General features: G+C 72.2%; 14 protein-coding genes and 1 pseudogene. 10 read left to right on the top strand and 5 right to left on the bottom strand.

Features of this window, described 5'->3' with window-relative positions; genetic code table 11:
• On the bottom strand, positions 1-289 hold a 289-nt coding region (locus G3I65_RS19855), incomplete at its 3' end, for a DUF5685 family protein (protein WP_239071313.1).
• Between the two features lie 99 nt (positions 290-388).
• On the opposite strand from G3I65_RS19855, the gene G3I65_RS19850 reads away from it, so the two are divergent.
• The 7 genes from G3I65_RS19850 to G3I65_RS19820 all read left to right on the top strand — a co-directional run bounded on the left by G3I65_RS19850 (position 389) and on the right by G3I65_RS19820 (position 7,655).
• The gene (locus G3I65_RS19850; RefSeq protein WP_160697436.1) at positions 389-907 is read left to right on the top strand and encodes a DUF402 domain-containing protein; all 519 of its coding nucleotides are present in this window, start codon (positions 389-391) and stop codon (positions 905-907) included.
• A gap of 117 nt (positions 908-1,024) precedes the next feature.
• The gene (locus tag G3I65_RS19845; RefSeq protein ID WP_160697435.1) at positions 1,025-1,930 is read left to right on the top strand and encodes an ABC transporter ATP-binding protein; all 906 of its coding nucleotides are present in this window, start codon (positions 1,025-1,027) and stop codon (positions 1,928-1,930) included.
• A gap of 10 nt (positions 1,931-1,940) precedes the next feature.
• Positions 1,941-2,684, top strand: coding sequence for an ABC transporter permease (locus G3I65_RS19840; protein WP_160697434.1), 744 nt, complete (start codon positions 1,941-1,943; stop codon positions 2,682-2,684).
• Positions 2,675-4,171, top strand: a complete 1,497-nt coding sequence (locus G3I65_RS19835) for a glycosyltransferase family 39 protein (protein ID WP_160697433.1) — start codon at positions 2,675-2,677, stop codon at positions 4,169-4,171. Before G3I65_RS19840 ends, G3I65_RS19835 begins: the two co-directional genes overlap by 10 nt.
• Before the next feature lie 87 nt (positions 4,172-4,258).
• On the top strand, positions 4,259-5,767 hold the full coding sequence (locus G3I65_RS19830; protein ID WP_160697432.1) for a glycosyltransferase family 39 protein: 1,509 nt from the start codon (positions 4,259-4,261) through the stop codon (positions 5,765-5,767).
• On the top strand, positions 5,764-7,035 hold the full coding sequence (locus tag G3I65_RS19825; protein ID WP_309235568.1) for a sensor histidine kinase: 1,272 nt from the start codon (positions 5,764-5,766) through the stop codon (positions 7,033-7,035). Before G3I65_RS19830 ends, G3I65_RS19825 begins: the two co-directional genes overlap by 4 nt.
• Positions 7,032-7,655, top strand: coding sequence for a response regulator transcription factor (locus tag G3I65_RS19820; protein ID WP_160697431.1), 624 nt, complete (start codon positions 7,032-7,034; stop codon positions 7,653-7,655). The genes G3I65_RS19825 and G3I65_RS19820 overlap by 4 nt, the downstream gene beginning before the upstream one ends.
• Here G3I65_RS19820 and coaE read toward each other — a convergent pair.
• Entirely contained in the window at positions 7,652-8,836 is a 1,185-nt protein-coding gene (coaE, locus tag G3I65_RS19815; RefSeq protein WP_160697430.1) for a dephospho-CoA kinase, read from the bottom strand. The genes G3I65_RS19820 and coaE overlap by 4 nt on opposite strands.
• Positions 8,837-9,032: 196 nt before the next feature.
• On the opposite strand from coaE, the gene G3I65_RS19810 reads away from it, so the two are divergent.
• Positions 9,033-9,281 (top strand): hypothetical protein, encoded by a 249-nt coding sequence (locus G3I65_RS19810; protein ID WP_160697429.1) that lies wholly within the window; start codon positions 9,033-9,035, stop codon positions 9,279-9,281.
• Between the two features lie 325 nt (positions 9,282-9,606).
• On the opposite strand, the gene G3I65_RS19805 is transcribed toward G3I65_RS19810, so the two are convergent.
• Together G3I65_RS19805 and G3I65_RS19800 are read right to left on the bottom strand one after the other, a co-directional pair.
• Complete coding sequence (locus G3I65_RS19805) at positions 9,607-10,053, bottom strand: OsmC family protein (RefSeq protein WP_160697428.1); 447 nt, start codon at positions 10,051-10,053, stop codon at positions 9,607-9,609.
• Between the two features lie 4 nt (positions 10,054-10,057).
• Positions 10,058-10,678 carry an HD domain-containing protein gene (locus G3I65_RS19800; protein WP_160697427.1) on the bottom strand — a complete coding sequence of 207 codons (621 nt, stop codon included), beginning with the start codon at positions 10,676-10,678 and terminating at the stop codon, positions 10,058-10,060.
• 171 nt (positions 10,679-10,849) lie between these two features.
• Between G3I65_RS19800 and G3I65_RS19795 the strand changes: the two genes are divergently transcribed.
• Positions 10,850-11,479 (top strand): TetR/AcrR family transcriptional regulator, encoded by a 630-nt coding sequence (locus G3I65_RS19795; RefSeq protein WP_239071312.1) that lies wholly within the window; start codon positions 10,850-10,852, stop codon positions 11,477-11,479.
• A gap of 73 nt (positions 11,480-11,552) precedes the next feature.
• Here G3I65_RS19795 and rpsA read toward each other — a convergent pair whose 3' ends face one another.
• On the bottom strand, positions 11,553-13,052 hold the full coding sequence (gene rpsA, locus G3I65_RS19790; RefSeq protein WP_086860859.1) for a 30S ribosomal protein S1: 1,500 nt from the start codon (positions 13,050-13,052) through the stop codon (positions 11,553-11,555).
• 282 nt (positions 13,053-13,334) lie between these two features.
• Between rpsA and G3I65_RS19785 the strand changes: the two are divergent.
• Positions 13,335-13,577: pseudogene (locus tag G3I65_RS19785) on the top strand (SAM-dependent methyltransferase); the annotation flags it as partial.

Genomic DNA, 13,577 nt, shown 5'->3' with positions numbered 1-13,577 from the left:
CCAGCACCAGGGACACCGCCGCCGCGAGCTGGGCTCCTTCGCCGCGCGCGACCGACGCCGTCCGCATGCCCCGCAGCGGACACGGGCCCGCGTCGCGGCGCAGGCCGCCGCGGTCGGTCTGCGCCTCGAGCAGCACCGAAATGATCAGCCCGTCGTAGTTCGTGACGACGCGGGCGAGCTGCCCGTGCTCGTCGCGCAGCGTCAGGCACAGCCCGCACAGGTGCGCCAGCCAGTCCGCGTGCAGTCCTTCGGACAGCCGGTGGCGGCACGGCCTGATGATCCCGAACATCCCCAGTCCCCTCACTCACGGTCGGCGCACCTTAGCCCGAACGTGTGGCGCGCGCGGAGGGTATACGCGATTCGTGACCCGCCCGGCAGGATGAGCGCCATGGCCGCACTGCACCCCCCGAAGGTCGAGGTCTTCGACCCCGCCGCGCGCGCGAACATCGACCCGAAGGGCATCCGGCGGGAGGTCGAGGAGTACCGCGAGGAACCCTTCGGCCTGTACCTGGCCCGCCCGACGCCGGGGCGCGCCCAGTTCCACTATCTCGAGTCGTGGCTGGTGCCCGGGCTCGGCCTGCGGCTCACCGACTTCTGGTTCTCCCCCGGCCACGAACGCGACCAGGACTTCTACCTCGACGTCGTCCGCGTCCGCCGCGACGGCCCGCGCTGGGTCGCCACCGACCTCTACATCGACATCGTGCTCAAGGACAAGCTCTCGCTGCGGGTGATCGACACCGACGAGCTCCTCGAGGCCCACGCCGCCGGCCTGGTCACCGCCGAAGACGCGCGGTACGCGCTGGAAACCACCTACGCGGCGGTCGAAGGGCTGGCCGCGCACGGCTACGACCTCACCGCCTGGCTGTCCACGAAGGACATCGCGCTCACCTGGCGCCGCCACCCCTAGGGGCCGCCGCATCCTCCGAACGATGGATGCGGGGTGGGTCGTTCTGATGACGCGCCGCACCGGTCCGCCGCGGGATTCTCGATCTGTCGGAAACGGATCGAGAAGGGGGACGGCGGCATGCCGGTCATCGAGGTCGAGCACCTCCGCAAGCGGTACGGGGACAAGGTCGCGGTCGACGACGTCTCGTTCACCGTCGAACGCGGCGAAATCTTCGGGATCCTGGGCCCGAACGGCGCGGGCAAGACCACGACGGTCGAGTGCATCGAGGGTCTCCGCACGCCCGACGGCGGGGAACTTTCGGTGCTGGGCCTCGACCCGCACCGCGACCGGGCCGAGCTGCGCCAGCGCGTCGGCGTCCAGCTCCAGGAAGGCCGGCTGCAGGACAAGCTGCGGGTCGGCGAGCTGCTCGACCTCTACGCCGCGTTCTACCGGACGCCGGCCGACCCCGGCGAACTGCTCGCCACGCTCGGCCTGACCGAACACCGGAACACCGCGTACCAGAAGCTCTCCGGCGGGCAGCAGCAACGGCTGTCCATCGCGCTCGCACTGGTCGGCCGCCCGGAGCTGGCGGTGCTCGACGAGCTGACCACCGGCCTCGACCCGCAGGCCCGCCGTGACACGTGGGACCTCATCGAAACCGTGCGCGACCAGGGCGTGACGATCCTGCTCGTCACGCACTTCATGGCGGAAGCCGAACGGCTCTGCGACCGGATCGCGGTGATCGACGCCGGCCGCGTCGTCGCCGTCGACTCGCCCGCCGGGCTGGTCGCCCGGGTCACCGACGAGCAGGTCGTGCGGTTCCGGCCGTCGGCGCCCCTCGACGCGGGCGTGCTCGAGGCGCTGCCCGAGGTCCACGGGGTCGAGCGGCACGGCGACCGCCTCGTCGTCCGCGGCAGCGGCACCGTGCTGCACGCGGTGACGTCGCTGCTCGCCCGGCTCGGCGTGCTCGCCGTCGACCTGCGCGTCGAGCACGCCGGCCTCGACGACGCCTTCGTCGCGCTCACCGGCCACCGGCCGGACTGAGGGGGAAACCATGACTGTCCTGACCAAGCTGACCGCCGCCGAAGCCAAGGTGTTCCTGCGGGACCCGGGAGCGCCGGCGGTCGTCGTCGGCATCCCGCTCGCGCTGCTGCTGGTGTTCGGGCTGATGCCGGGCGCGAACGAGCCGGATCCGAAGTACGGCGGGCACAGCGCGCTCGCCACGGTGATCGCGCCGATGGCCGTCACGATCCTGCTGGCCATGCTGGCGCTGACGCACTTCCCGAACGTGATGGGCACCTACCGCGAAAAGGGTCTGCTGAAGCGGCTTTCCGCGAGCCCGGTGTCGCCGAGCCTGCTGCTCGCCGCGCAGCTGCTGGTGAACCTGGCCGCCGCCGTCGTCGTGGTCCTGCTCATCGCCGGGGTCGGCGGGCTCGTCCTCGGCATCCCCCTGCCGGGCAACCCGGGCGGCTTCCTGCTCTCGATCGTCCTCGGGGCGCTCTCGCTGTTCTCCGTCGGTCTGCTGGTGGCCGCACTGGCGCCGACCGGGCGGGCGGCGAGCGGCATCGGCAGCGCGGTGTTCTTCCCGATGCTGGCGCTGGGCGGCGTCTGGGTGCCGAAGGAGCAGCTGCCGGTCTTCCTGCAGCACGTCGCGGACGTCCTGCCGCTCGGGTCGACGCTCAACGCGCTGCGCGCCACCTGGGCGGGGGACGCCCCCGAGGTGCTGCAGCTCGGCGCGATGGCGGCCTTCGCACTCGGCTGCACGACGATCGCGGCGCGGGTGTTCCGATGGGAGTGACGACAGCGCCCGCCCCGGCCGTCGTCCGGCCACTCGCCGTCAAGCCGGTGGCGATCGTGACGGTGCTGACGGCGATCCCGTTGCTGCTGACGGCGAACCACTACGGCTACTTCGGCGACGAGCTGTACTTCCTGGCCGCCGGACGGCACCTCGCGTGGGGGTACGTCGACCAGCCGCCGTTGCTTCCCTTGCTGGCCAACGCGATGGACGCGCTCGGGCACTCGCCGTTCGTGCTGCGGATCCCGGCGATGCTGGCCGTGCTCGCCGGGGTCTTCCTCACCGCACTGATCGCCCGCGAGCTGGGCGGCGGCGCGAAGGCCCAGACGCTCGCCGCCGCCACTTCCGCCGTCTCGTCGGAGACCCTGGCGGGCGGGCACTACCTGGCGACGTCCACAGTGGACCCGTTCCTCTGGACGCTGGTCCTGTGGCTGCTGGTCCGCTGGCTGCGCACCCGCGCCGACGCCCTGCTCGTCTGGACCGGCCTGGTGACGGCGGTCGCGCTGTACACCAAGTTCCTCATCGGTGGCTTCTGGCTCGCCGCCGGGGTCGCGATCCTCGTCTGCGGGCCACGGGAACTGCTGCGCCGTCCCGCGTTGTGGCTCGGCGCGGCGATCGCGGCGGCGGCGCTGGTGCCGACGCTGCTCTGGCAAGCCACGCACGGCTGGCCCCAGCTCGGCATGGGCGCGGCGATCTCGGCGGAAGTCGAGGGCACCTGGGGTGGCCGGCTGACGTTCCTGCCGACGGCGGTGCTCGCCGCCGGCCTCCCGGTCGGCGCGGTCCTGCTGGTCTACGGCCTGTGGCGGCTCCTGCGCAGCCGCGACCTCCGCTTCCTCGGCTGGACGACCGTGCTGCTGACCCTCGTCTTCCTGGCGGTGAACGGGCGGTTCTACTACGTCGCCGGGATGTACCCCGTGTGCTGGGCAATGGCCGCCGTCGCGCTCGAACGCGGGGAACCGGCGCGCTGGTGGCGCTGGGTCGCGACCTGGCCGTGCTACGCGCTGTCCGCGGTGCTCGTCCTGCCCATCGCGCTGCCGGTCTGGCCGCGGGCGTGGCTGACCGAGCACCCGTCGCTGCCGTCCCCGGTGTTCGCCTTCGCCGAGATCGGCTGGCCGGAGGGCACCCGCTCGGTGGCCAGTGCGTTCGCGCGGCTCCCCGAGCCGGACCGGACCGCGGTGGTGACCGAGACGTACTGGGAAGCGAGCGCGCTCGACCGCTACGGCCGCGACCTCGGCCTCCCCGAGCCGGCCAGCGGGAACCGCGGCTACGCGACACTGGTCGTCCCGCCCGAAAACACCACCGACGTCCTGTTCGTCGGCAATGATCCGCGTCCGCTGCTCGGGCACTTCACCGAGGTGCGGCCGATCGGGAAGGTGGACACCGGTGCGGCGAAGCCGAGCCAGTTCGACGGCGTGCCGCTGTGGCTGGCGTCCGGCCGCGCCGAACCGTGGTCCGAGCTGTGGCCGAGGCTGGTGAACACGCACACGTGAGCCCGGCGTCACTATCCGCACGGTGACCTTCGGTGCCCCCACGTAGGGTGCGGGAAGGACCGGCGCCGACCACCGACAAGGAGCACGATGGACGCCGTAGCCACGGCACCCGACCAGGCGAAAGCCGACCTCACCCCCTTCGCCCGGCTGCCGGTCGCGCTGCTCGCGCTGGGCACGGCCACCGCGTTGCTGCTGACGGCGGGCCGCTACGGCTACTTCGGCGACGAGCTGTACTTCCTAGCCGCCGGGAAGCACCTGGCCTGGGGCTACGCCGACCAGCCGCCACTCGTTCCGTTCCTCGCGTGGGCGATGAACAGCCTGGCGCCCGGCTCGCTCGTCGTCTTCCGGCTGCCGGCGATCGCCGCGACCGCGGCCGGGGTCGTCGTCACCGCGCTGATCGCGCGCGAGCTGGGCGGCAGGCGCAAGGCGCAGGCGCGGGCCGCGGCGGCGTACGCGATCTGCGGGCAGTTCGTCGGCAGCGGCCACTACCTGGCGACCTCGACGATCGACCCGCTGCTGTGGACGCTCGTGCTGTGGCTGCTGGTGCGCTGGGTCCGCACCCGCGACGACCAGCTGCTGGTGTGGCTCGGCGTCGTGACGGCGGTGGCGCTCAACGACAAGCTGCTCGTCGGCGCGCTCTGGGTGGTGGCCGGGCCGGCGGTGCTCGTGTTCGGCCCGCGGGAGCTGCTGCGGCGGCCGAAGCTCTGGCTGGGCGCGCTGATCGCCGCCGGCTCGCTGGTGCCGACGCTGCTGTGGCAGCGCGCGAACGGCTGGCCGCAGCTCGGGATGGGCGACGCGGTCGGCGCCGAAGTCGACGCGGCGGGCGGCCGCGGGAGTTTCGTCCCGCAGCTGCTGGCCGGGGCCGGCTGGGTGATCGGCGCGCTCGGTGTCGTCTACGGCGTCGCGGTGCTCGTCGGGAGCAAGCGGCTGCGGCCGTACCGGTTCCTCGGCTGGACGGCGCTGGGCGTCGTCGCCGTCTTCCTGGTCGCCAACGGGCGGTACTACTACGCGGCCGGGATGTTCGGCGTGCTGTGGGCGGCGGCGGCCGTGCACTTCGAAGCTCTCGAACCGTCCCGCTGGTGGCGGTGGGTGCCGACCTGGCCGGTGTTCGTGCTGTCGGCCCTGTTCAGCCTCCCGTTCACGCTGCCGGTCTGGCCGGCGCACTGGCTGGTCGACCACCCCGCCGCGCCGCGGCCCGCGTACGCGGCCGAAGAGATCGGCTGGCCGGACCTCGCCGACGACGTCGCCAAGCTTTACCGGGCCGCGCCACCGGACACGGCGATCGTGACCGGCGGCTACTGGCAGGCGGGCGCGCTCGGCCGGTACGGGCCCGAGCGCGGCCTGCCCGAGGCGTACAGCCCGAGCCGCGGCTTCTGGTACTTCGGCCGTCCTGCCGACACCGCCGGCACCGTGCTCTTCGTCGGCCACGACCCGTCGAAGCTGGCGAAGTACTTCGGGGAGGCGCGCATCGTCGGCCAGGTCGGCAACCGGCTCGGCGTCCGCAACGCGAGCGAGCACATGCCGGTCTGGCAGCTCACCGGCCGGACCGCGGGCTGGGCCGAGATCTGGCCACGGCTCAAGGACATGAGAGCGTGAGCGCCGAGGCCGGCTGGGGCCGGCCGATGTGGCCGCCGGAACCGGCGCGCAGCGCCGTGGGGTGGCAGCCGTGGCTGTACCGGATCGAGCGCGTCCTGCCCGTCCTGTTCTTGGTCGTCGCGACCGCCGTCAGCCTCGGCGCCGGCGGTCGCGACGGCCGGTGGTGGGCGATCACCGGCACCTTGGTCGCGGTGACCGCGCTCTGGGTGCTCGGCACGGTGGTCTTCCCGCCCGCGCGGCTGCGCGAACGGCCCGCGTTCGCCCTGCTCACGTTCGCCGGCATCGTCGGGCTGGGCAGCGTGCTGGAGCTGCGGGACCTCACGTACGTCATCTTCATGATCTACGGGTTCCTGGCCGCGATGCGCCTGCGGCCGACGTGGCTCGCCTTCGGCGGGCTGGGCGTGACGTCGCTGCTGATCAACACCCTCGGCAACGGCGGTCCCGTGCACGCCCTGCGGGAGCGGCCGGGCATCTGGATCACGATCATCGTCGTGCAGACCGCGACCATCGGGGGCGGCGGGCTGCTGTCGGCGGCGGTCGCCCGCCAGAACGAGGAACGCCGCCGGATGCTCGACGAACTGGCCACGGCCCAAGCGGAGAACGAAGGCCTGCAACGGCAGCTGCTCGGCCAGGCCCGCGAAGCCGGGGTGCTCGACGAGCGGCAGCGGCTGGCGCAGGAGATCCACGACACCCTGGCGCAGGGCTTCACCGGCATCATCACCCAGCTCGAAGCCGCCGCGCTGGCCAAGGACGAGCCGGCGGAGTGGCAGCGGCACCTGGACTCCGCGACCGCGCTGGCGCGGGAAAACCTCACCGCCGCACGGCGTTCGGTGCGCGCGCTGCACCCCGAGCACCTGGACTCCGCGACGCTGCCCGAGGCGCTCGCCGGGGTCGCGGCGCGGTGGAGCGCGCGGACCGGCGTGCCCGCCGCGGTCACCACCACCGGTGTCCCAAGGCCGCTGCACCCGGAGATCGAGTCGACCGTCCTGCGGGTCAGCCAGGAAGCTCTGTCCAATGTAGACAAGCACGCCGCGGCGGGACGGGTCGGCCTCACGCTGTCCTACATGGACGACGACGTGACCCTGGACGTCCGCGACGACGGCGCCGGGTTCGTCCCCGGGCCCGGCCCCGGTTTCGGGCTGCCCGGGATGCGGCGCCGCGTCCAGCGGCTCGCCGGTACGCTGCACGTCGAATCCGAACCCGGCGGCGGCACCGCGCTTTCGGCCGTCCTGCCCGCCGTCCCCGCCCCGCCGGAGGCTTCCGCGTGACGATCACCGTGCTCATCGCCGACGACCACCCGGTCGTGCGCGACGGCCTGCGCGGCATCTTCACCGGCCGCGGCTTCGAGGTCGTCGGGGAGGCCGCGAACGGCGCCGAAGCCGTCGTGCTGGCCGAGCGGCTGCGCCCCGACGTCGTGCTGATGGACCTGCGGATGCCGGGCACCGACGGCGTCGCGGCGATCACCGAGCTGGCCCGGCTCGGCAACCCGGCGCGGGTCCTGGTGCTCACGACGTACGACACGGACTCCGACGTCCTGCCCGCGGTCGAGGCGGGCGCGACGGGCTACCTGCTGAAGGACGCCCCGCGCGAGGACCTGTTCCGCGCGGTCGAAGCCGCCGCCCGCGGCGAAGCGGTGATCTCCCCCGCCGTCGCGAGCCGGCTGCTGGGGCGGATGCGCGCGCCGGCGCACGAACCGCTGTCCCAGCGCGAGCTGGAAGTGCTCACCCTGGTCGCCCGCGGCTCGACGAACAAGGAAACCGCGAAGAAGCTGTTCATCAGCGAGGCGACGGTCAAGACGCACCTCATCCACGTCTACGCGAAGCTCGGCGTCAACGACCGCGCGGCCGCGGTGGCGGTCGCCTTCGAACGCGGGCTGCTGGGTACTTAGGGCGTCCAGCCGGTGGCCGCGGCCCACTTCTCCGCGCGGGCGAACACGCCGTTGACGAACTCCTGCTTCTCGTCCGCGTAGGCCGCGATGTTGCCGTCGTCAGCGTGCGCGTCGGCCAGCCGCAGCTTGACGTCGCGGTAGTCGTCCCGCTCGCCGGAGTTCGCGCGCAGGTAGTCGCGGAAGAGCAGGGCGAGCCGCCAGGCGGGCGTCTCCTCGGCCCGAACGTGCAGGTTCACCGCGCGCTTCGGGTCGGCGCCGACATGCAGGCGCTTCGGCCACGTCCCGGTGCCGTCCTGGGCGTCGTCGCACCAGTCGCCCTCCAGCCGCGGGAACCCCGCGTCGGACAGCAGTTCCCGCAGCGTGTCCGCGTCGTCCAAAGTGGACACCGTGAGCTGCAGGTCGAGGACGTCCTTGGCGGGCAGGCCGGGCACGGCGGTCGAGCCGATGTGATCGGCGCGGCGCGCGAGCTCCCCCGCCGCGGCACGGACCCGCGCGAGCACCCGCTCGGCCTGCGCGGGCCAGGTCAGGTCGTATTCGGCGATCTTCGGGGAGACCGGCGGGCGCGGCTTGCGCAGCCGGACGTTCGCTTCGAAGGGCACCAGCCGGTCGGCCCACAGCGCGTCGACGTCGAGGAGCACGACGTCTTCGGGACCGCCGTTGTCGAGCCAGACATCGGCGACGGCGCGACGCTGCTCGTCGCTCGCCTGCGCCCGGATCCTCGCCCGCGCGTCGTCCTCGGCCATCCCGCGCACCGTCACGAGCCGCCGGACCCGCACCTCGACCGGCGCGTCGACGACCACGACCAGGTGATACGCCGTCGCCAAGCCGTTCTCGACGAGCAGCGGGATGTCGTGAACGATGACGGCGTCCGGCGCGGCGGCGGCCATCAGCTCCCCGGTGCGGGCCCCGACCAGCGGGTGGACGATCGCGTTCAGCCGGCGGCGCGACTCGTCGTCGGCGAAGGCCTTGGCGGCGAGAGCGGGCCGGTCGAGCGAGCCGTCGGCAGCCAGGATGTCGTCGCCGAACTCCGCGACGAGCCGGGCCAGCCCCTCGGTGCCCGGCGCGACCACCTCGCGGGCGATCCGATCGGAGTCGATCAGCACGGCGCCGTGCTCGGCGAGCCGGTTCGCCACGGTCGACTTGCCTGCCCCGATGCCACCGGTCAACCCCACACGCAACATGCCGATCACCCTAGTCAGCCTTCCCCCGGGACGGGCGTGACTGTCCCCTTCCGAGACGAGGCACACGAACGGGTGAGCCGCAAGACGAACGTGACGCGTGACTCAACCGATATCCGGACACGCCGCGTTGCTTCCCCACCTCTTCCGGCGCGATTGCGTACCGTCCGCGCGACAGGGTCGCCCACACGGAGGAACGATGGCGAACAGCAAGCACGTCGGGAGGCACCGGCTCGGCACGCCGGGGCTGGTGCACTGCGTTCTTCACCGCACCGTGGCCGAGGCGCTGGCGGACTACCACCGCACGTGGCTGAGCGCCCTGCTGGTGCCGGCGAAGCACAGCTTCGCGGGCCTGCGCCGCAAGGCCCGCGCGGCCGCCCTCGAGCGCATCTGGGTCCCAGCGGTGGGCGCGGCAACCGTCCGCCCGGCGACGGCCCGCGCCGCGTAGCCACTGCCGGACGCCGGCGGCCAGACGACCTGGACGCCACGCCGACCCCGCAACCAACTGCGGGTGCGCTGCCTGACGACCGCCACGCCAATCCGGTCGACCCCGCCACCAACCACGGGCGCCGCCCGACACCGCCACGCCGATTTCGACCGACCCCGCCACCAACCACAGGCGCCGCCCGACGCTGTCCCGCCGACCCCGACCACCTCAGCGGCCGCCGCATAGATCGAGTGGCCGCCACTCGGCGGCGCCGAGCGGCGGGGCTCCGAGTGGGTTACCCGCTCGGGCACTCCGTTCCAGCAGCCGCACTCGGCTCCCCCGCTGGTCAGCGGCCGGTTTCGTGGGTCTCGATCACGATCTCCGACGACAACGTCCGGTGCACCGGGCACTTGTCCGCGATCACCATCAACCTCGCCCGCTGCTCCTCGTCCAGCTCCCCCTCCAGCGAGATCTCCCGCGTGATCCGGCTCAGCATGCCGCGCTCGGTCTCGCACTTCTCGCAGTCCTCCGCGTGGATGCGGTCGTGGCGAAGGCGGACCGTCGCGCGGGTCAGGGGGATGCCCTTGCGGTCGGCGTACATCCGCAGCGTGATCGCCGTGCACGAACCGAGGGAGGCCAGCAGCAGCTCGTACGGGTTCGGGCCGGCGTCGGCTCCCCCGACCGCGGTCGGCTCGTCGACGAGCAGCTCGTGCGTCGATGTCGTCACCTGCTGCGTGTACGTGCCGTCGCCGGTCGCGGTGACGGTCACCGTGCCGAGGTCGGGGTGCTCCATGCGGTCAGTCCTCCCAGGGTGAATCCTCGATCGTGGTCACGAAGTCCGTGCGCGTGAAGCCTGGCACGAAGCGGGCCAGCACATCGGCTTTGACGTTCCCGAACGTCGTGTCGGGACGGTCACGGATGCCGTCGGTGAACGCCGCCAGGATGCGGCGCTTGAAGTCCGGGCGCGGGTGGGCGGCCACGACGGCGGCGCGGTCGGCGGCGGGCAGGTCGTGGTAGCCGATGCCGAGGACGTCGTACTCGACGCCCGCCGTCACCAGTGCGACTTCGGGTTCCATGTGCGACGGGATGCCCGGGGTGGTGTGCAGGGCGATGGCCGTCCACGCGATCCGGGCGCGTTCCGGGTCGACGTCGTGGTCGAGGAGGAAGCGGCGGGCCTCGTCCGCGCCGTCGAGCTCGAAGCGGCGGTCGGTGCGGTGGCCTTCGACGAGGCCGAGGTCGTGGAACAGCGCCGCGACGTAGAGCAGCTCGGCGTCGAACTCGAGGCCGCGCCGCCGGCCTTGGAGGGCACCGAACAGGTAGACGCGGGCCGAGTGGTCGTACAGCAGCGGGCCGGCGGTGTCGCGGACGTACTCGGCGGCTTCGCGGGCGAGGGCGGTGTCAGGGATTTCAGGGGTCATGACGTCGACGATGCCCGCCCGCGCGGTGCTCGGAACTGCGTCCAGCGGACGGGAACACCGCAGATCCGGACATGCGGCGCATTCCCAAGACGCGCCGGATATCGTATCTTCTGCTGCGGGTGGGTCGCCCGGGCGCCGTCTGCGCCGGGCCGCCGCGAAGGGGGTGCGCCGATGGCCACCAGGCACTTGTCGATGCGTCCTGCCGACCAGGGCAGCCGGGAGCGCTTTCTCGACGCCGCGCTTTCCGTGCTGGTGAACCGGGGTGTTCCCGCCCTGACCGTGCGCGGCGTCGCCGAGGCGGCCGGCGCGTCGACGATTTCGGTGTACGCCCGCTTCGGCGGCCGCGCGGGACTGCTCGACGCCCTGTACGAGCGCACCTTCGACTCGCTGCGGGAGATGCTCGAAGGCCTGCCGCCGTCGAGTGCGGACGGCGTCGCGGACGTGCTGCACCTGGCCGTCGAGTACCGGCGCTTCGCCCGCGAGAGCCCGGCCCGCTACGCGCTGATGTTCGAGCGCCCGGTGCCCGGCTTCGACCCGGACCCGGCGCTGCGCTCGGCCGTGCTGCGGACGACGTTCCGGATGTTCGTCGAGCGCGTCCAGCGGGTGAGCCCGCCGGGAGCGGACGCCCAGGCCGCGGCCTACCAGCTGTGGACGGCGATGCACGGGCTGGTGGGCGCGGAGCTGATGCTGGCCTCGCGGACCCCGCTGGCCGAGTTCTTCATCCCGCCGACCGACGAGGCGAACGAAGCGGTGTACCGGCAGGGCGTCACCGCGATGATGCGCGGCCTCGGCCTGCGCTGAACCCCGGACAACGACGGAGCCCCCGGTCCGAAGTGGACCGGGGGCTCTGTCGTTCAGCTCAGAGAGCTAGTGCTCACGCACCGCCGGAGAGCTTCTCGCGGAGCGCCGCGAGCTGCTCGTCGGAGGCGAGGGTGCCACCGCTGCTCTTCGTGTCGGCCGGGGCCGAACCCGAGGTGTAGCTTTCCGCGCCACCCTCGATGCCGGTCGCGGCGTCCGCGGCGGCCTCGGCGTCGGCCTCGACGGCCTTCTGGACCTGCTTCATGTGGGCCTCGTAACGAGTGTGCGCCTCGGCGTACTGGCGCTCCCACTCCTCACGCTGCTTGTCGAAGCCTTCCTGCCACTCCTGGGTGTCCGGGTCGAAGCCTTCGGGGTAGATGTAGTTGCCCTCGGCGTCGTACTCGGCGGCCATGCCGTACTGGGTCGGGTCGAACTCGGTGTCCGGCGTGACACCCTCGTTCGCCTGCTTCAGCGACAGCGAGATGCGACGGCGCTCGAGGTCGATGTCGATGACCTTGACCATGACGTCGCCGTTGACCTGGACGACCTGCTCCGGGATCTCCACGTGGCGCTCGGCCAGCTCGGAGATGTGGACCAGGCCCTCGATGCCCTCTTCGACGCGGACGAACGCACCGAACGGAACCAGCTTGGTGACCTTGCCCGGCACGATCTGGCCGATCGCGTGGGTGCGGGCGAACTGGCGCCACGGGTCTTCCTGGGTCGCCTTCAGCGACAGCGAGACGCGCTCGCGGTCCATGTCGACGTCCAGGACCTCGACCGTGACCTCCTGGCCGACCTCGACGACCTCGGACGGGTGGTCGATGTGCTTCCAGGACAGCTCGGAGACGTGCACCAGGCCGTCGACGCCACCCAGGTCCACGAAGGCACCGAAGTTGACGATGGACGACACGACGCCCTTGCGGACCTGGCCCTTGGCGAGCGCGTTGAGGAACTCGCTGCGCACCTCGGACTGGGTCTGCTCCAGGTAGGCGCGGCGGGACAGGACCACGTTGTTGCGGTTCTTGTCCAGCTCGATGATCTTCGCCTCGAGCTCGCGGCCGACGTACGGCTGCAGGTCGCGCACGCGGCGCATCTCGACCAGGGACGCGGGGAGGAAGCCGCGCAGGCCGATGTCCAGGATGAGGCCGCCCTTGACGACCTCGATGACGGTGCCCTTGACGGGCTCGTCCTTCTCCTTGAGCTCCTCGATCGTGCCCCAGGCGCGCTCGTACTGCGCGCGCTTCTTGGACAGGATCAGACGGCCTTCCTTGTCCTCCTTCTGGAGGACCAGGGCTTCGACCTCATCGCCGACGGTGACAACCTCAGCCGGGTCGACATCGTGCTTGATGGAGAGCTCACGCGAGGGGATGACACCCTCGGTCTTGTAGCCGATGTCGAGCAGGACCTCGTCGCGGTCGACCTTGACGATCGTGCCTTCGACGATGTCGCCATCGTTGAAGTACTTGATCGTCTTGTCGATCGCCGCGAGGAAGTCTTCCTCCGACCCGATGTCGTTGATGGCGACCTGCTGGGGCCCGGTGGGGGCGGTCGGGGCGGTGGCGGTGTCGGTGGTCATTAGGCGGGTTGCTCCGGTGGATGGAATCGAGGGTTGGCAGTTGTCGGCGCGAATGGGTGCATGCGTCGACCCTGCGAGCAAACGTCCACCAGTGAACGACCGCGGCATGACCCGCATACGGTGCGCGACCCGAGTCCCAACCAGAAGCTGAGCGGAAGGCAGCGCGAACCCACTGCGCTAACACTTATCCTACGCGGCGGTCGCCGGGCGGCACAATCAGGGTCCCCGCCGCTCGCTAAGGTCCTCGCGGAAGCAAACCCCCAGGGACCGGAGACCACCATCATGCCACCGGAGGAGCCGCCCGCGCCGGGGCGCCACGACGCGGCCGAGCACCGGCTGGGCACCGCCGCCGTCGCCTACCGCGAGGTCGGCGGCCCGGAGGCCGCGGCGGCGAACCTCGCCTGGTGGGACGCCGACGCCGACGACTACCAGGCCGAGCACGGCGGCTTCCTCGGCGACGCCGACTTCGTCTGGTGCCCGGAGGGCGTGCGGGAAGCGGAGGCGCGGCTGCTCGGCGACGTCCGC

Origin of the sequence: Amycolatopsis sp. SID8362, from assembly GCF_010550475.1 — a bacterium.
Classification (GTDB): Bacteria; Actinomycetota; Actinomycetes; order Mycobacteriales; family Pseudonocardiaceae; genus Amycolatopsis; species Amycolatopsis eburnea.
The sequence above is the reverse complement of the archived record's forward strand: the minus strand, read 5'-3'. Positions and strand labels throughout refer to the sequence as shown.

Bases quoted from the DNA above. Each gene is read 5' to 3' on its own strand.
- G3I65_RS19850 (WP_160697436.1), top strand. From the start codon at position 389: ATGGCCGCACTGCACCCCCCGAAGGTCGAGGTCTTCGACCCCGCCGCG.
- G3I65_RS19845 (WP_160697435.1), top strand. From the start codon at position 1,025: ATGCCGGTCATCGAGGTCGAGCACCTCCGCAAGCGGTACGGGGACAAG.
- G3I65_RS19840 (WP_160697434.1), top strand. From the start codon at position 1,941: ATGACTGTCCTGACCAAGCTGACCGCCGCCGAAGCCAAGGTGTTCCTG.
- G3I65_RS19835 (WP_160697433.1), top strand. From the start codon at position 2,675: ATGGGAGTGACGACAGCGCCCGCCCCGGCCGTCGTCCGGCCACTCGCC.
- G3I65_RS19830 (WP_160697432.1), top strand. From the start codon at position 4,259: ATGGACGCCGTAGCCACGGCACCCGACCAGGCGAAAGCCGACCTCACC.
- coaE (WP_160697430.1), bottom strand. From the start codon at position 8,836: ATGTTGCGTGTGGGGTTGACCGGTGGCATCGGGGCAGGCAAGTCGACC.
- G3I65_RS19810 (WP_160697429.1), top strand. From the start codon at position 9,033: ATGGCGAACAGCAAGCACGTCGGGAGGCACCGGCTCGGCACGCCGGGG.
- G3I65_RS19805 (WP_160697428.1), bottom strand. From the start codon at position 10,053: ATGGAGCACCCCGACCTCGGCACGGTGACCGTCACCGCGACCGGCGAC.
- G3I65_RS19800 (WP_160697427.1), bottom strand. From the start codon at position 10,678: ATGACCCCTGAAATCCCTGACACCGCCCTCGCCCGCGAAGCCGCCGAG.
- G3I65_RS19795 (WP_239071312.1), top strand. From the start codon at position 10,850: ATGGCCACCAGGCACTTGTCGATGCGTCCTGCCGACCAGGGCAGCCGG.
- rpsA (WP_086860859.1), bottom strand. From the start codon at position 13,052: ATGACCACCGACACCGCCACCGCCCCGACCGCCCCCACCGGGCCCCAG.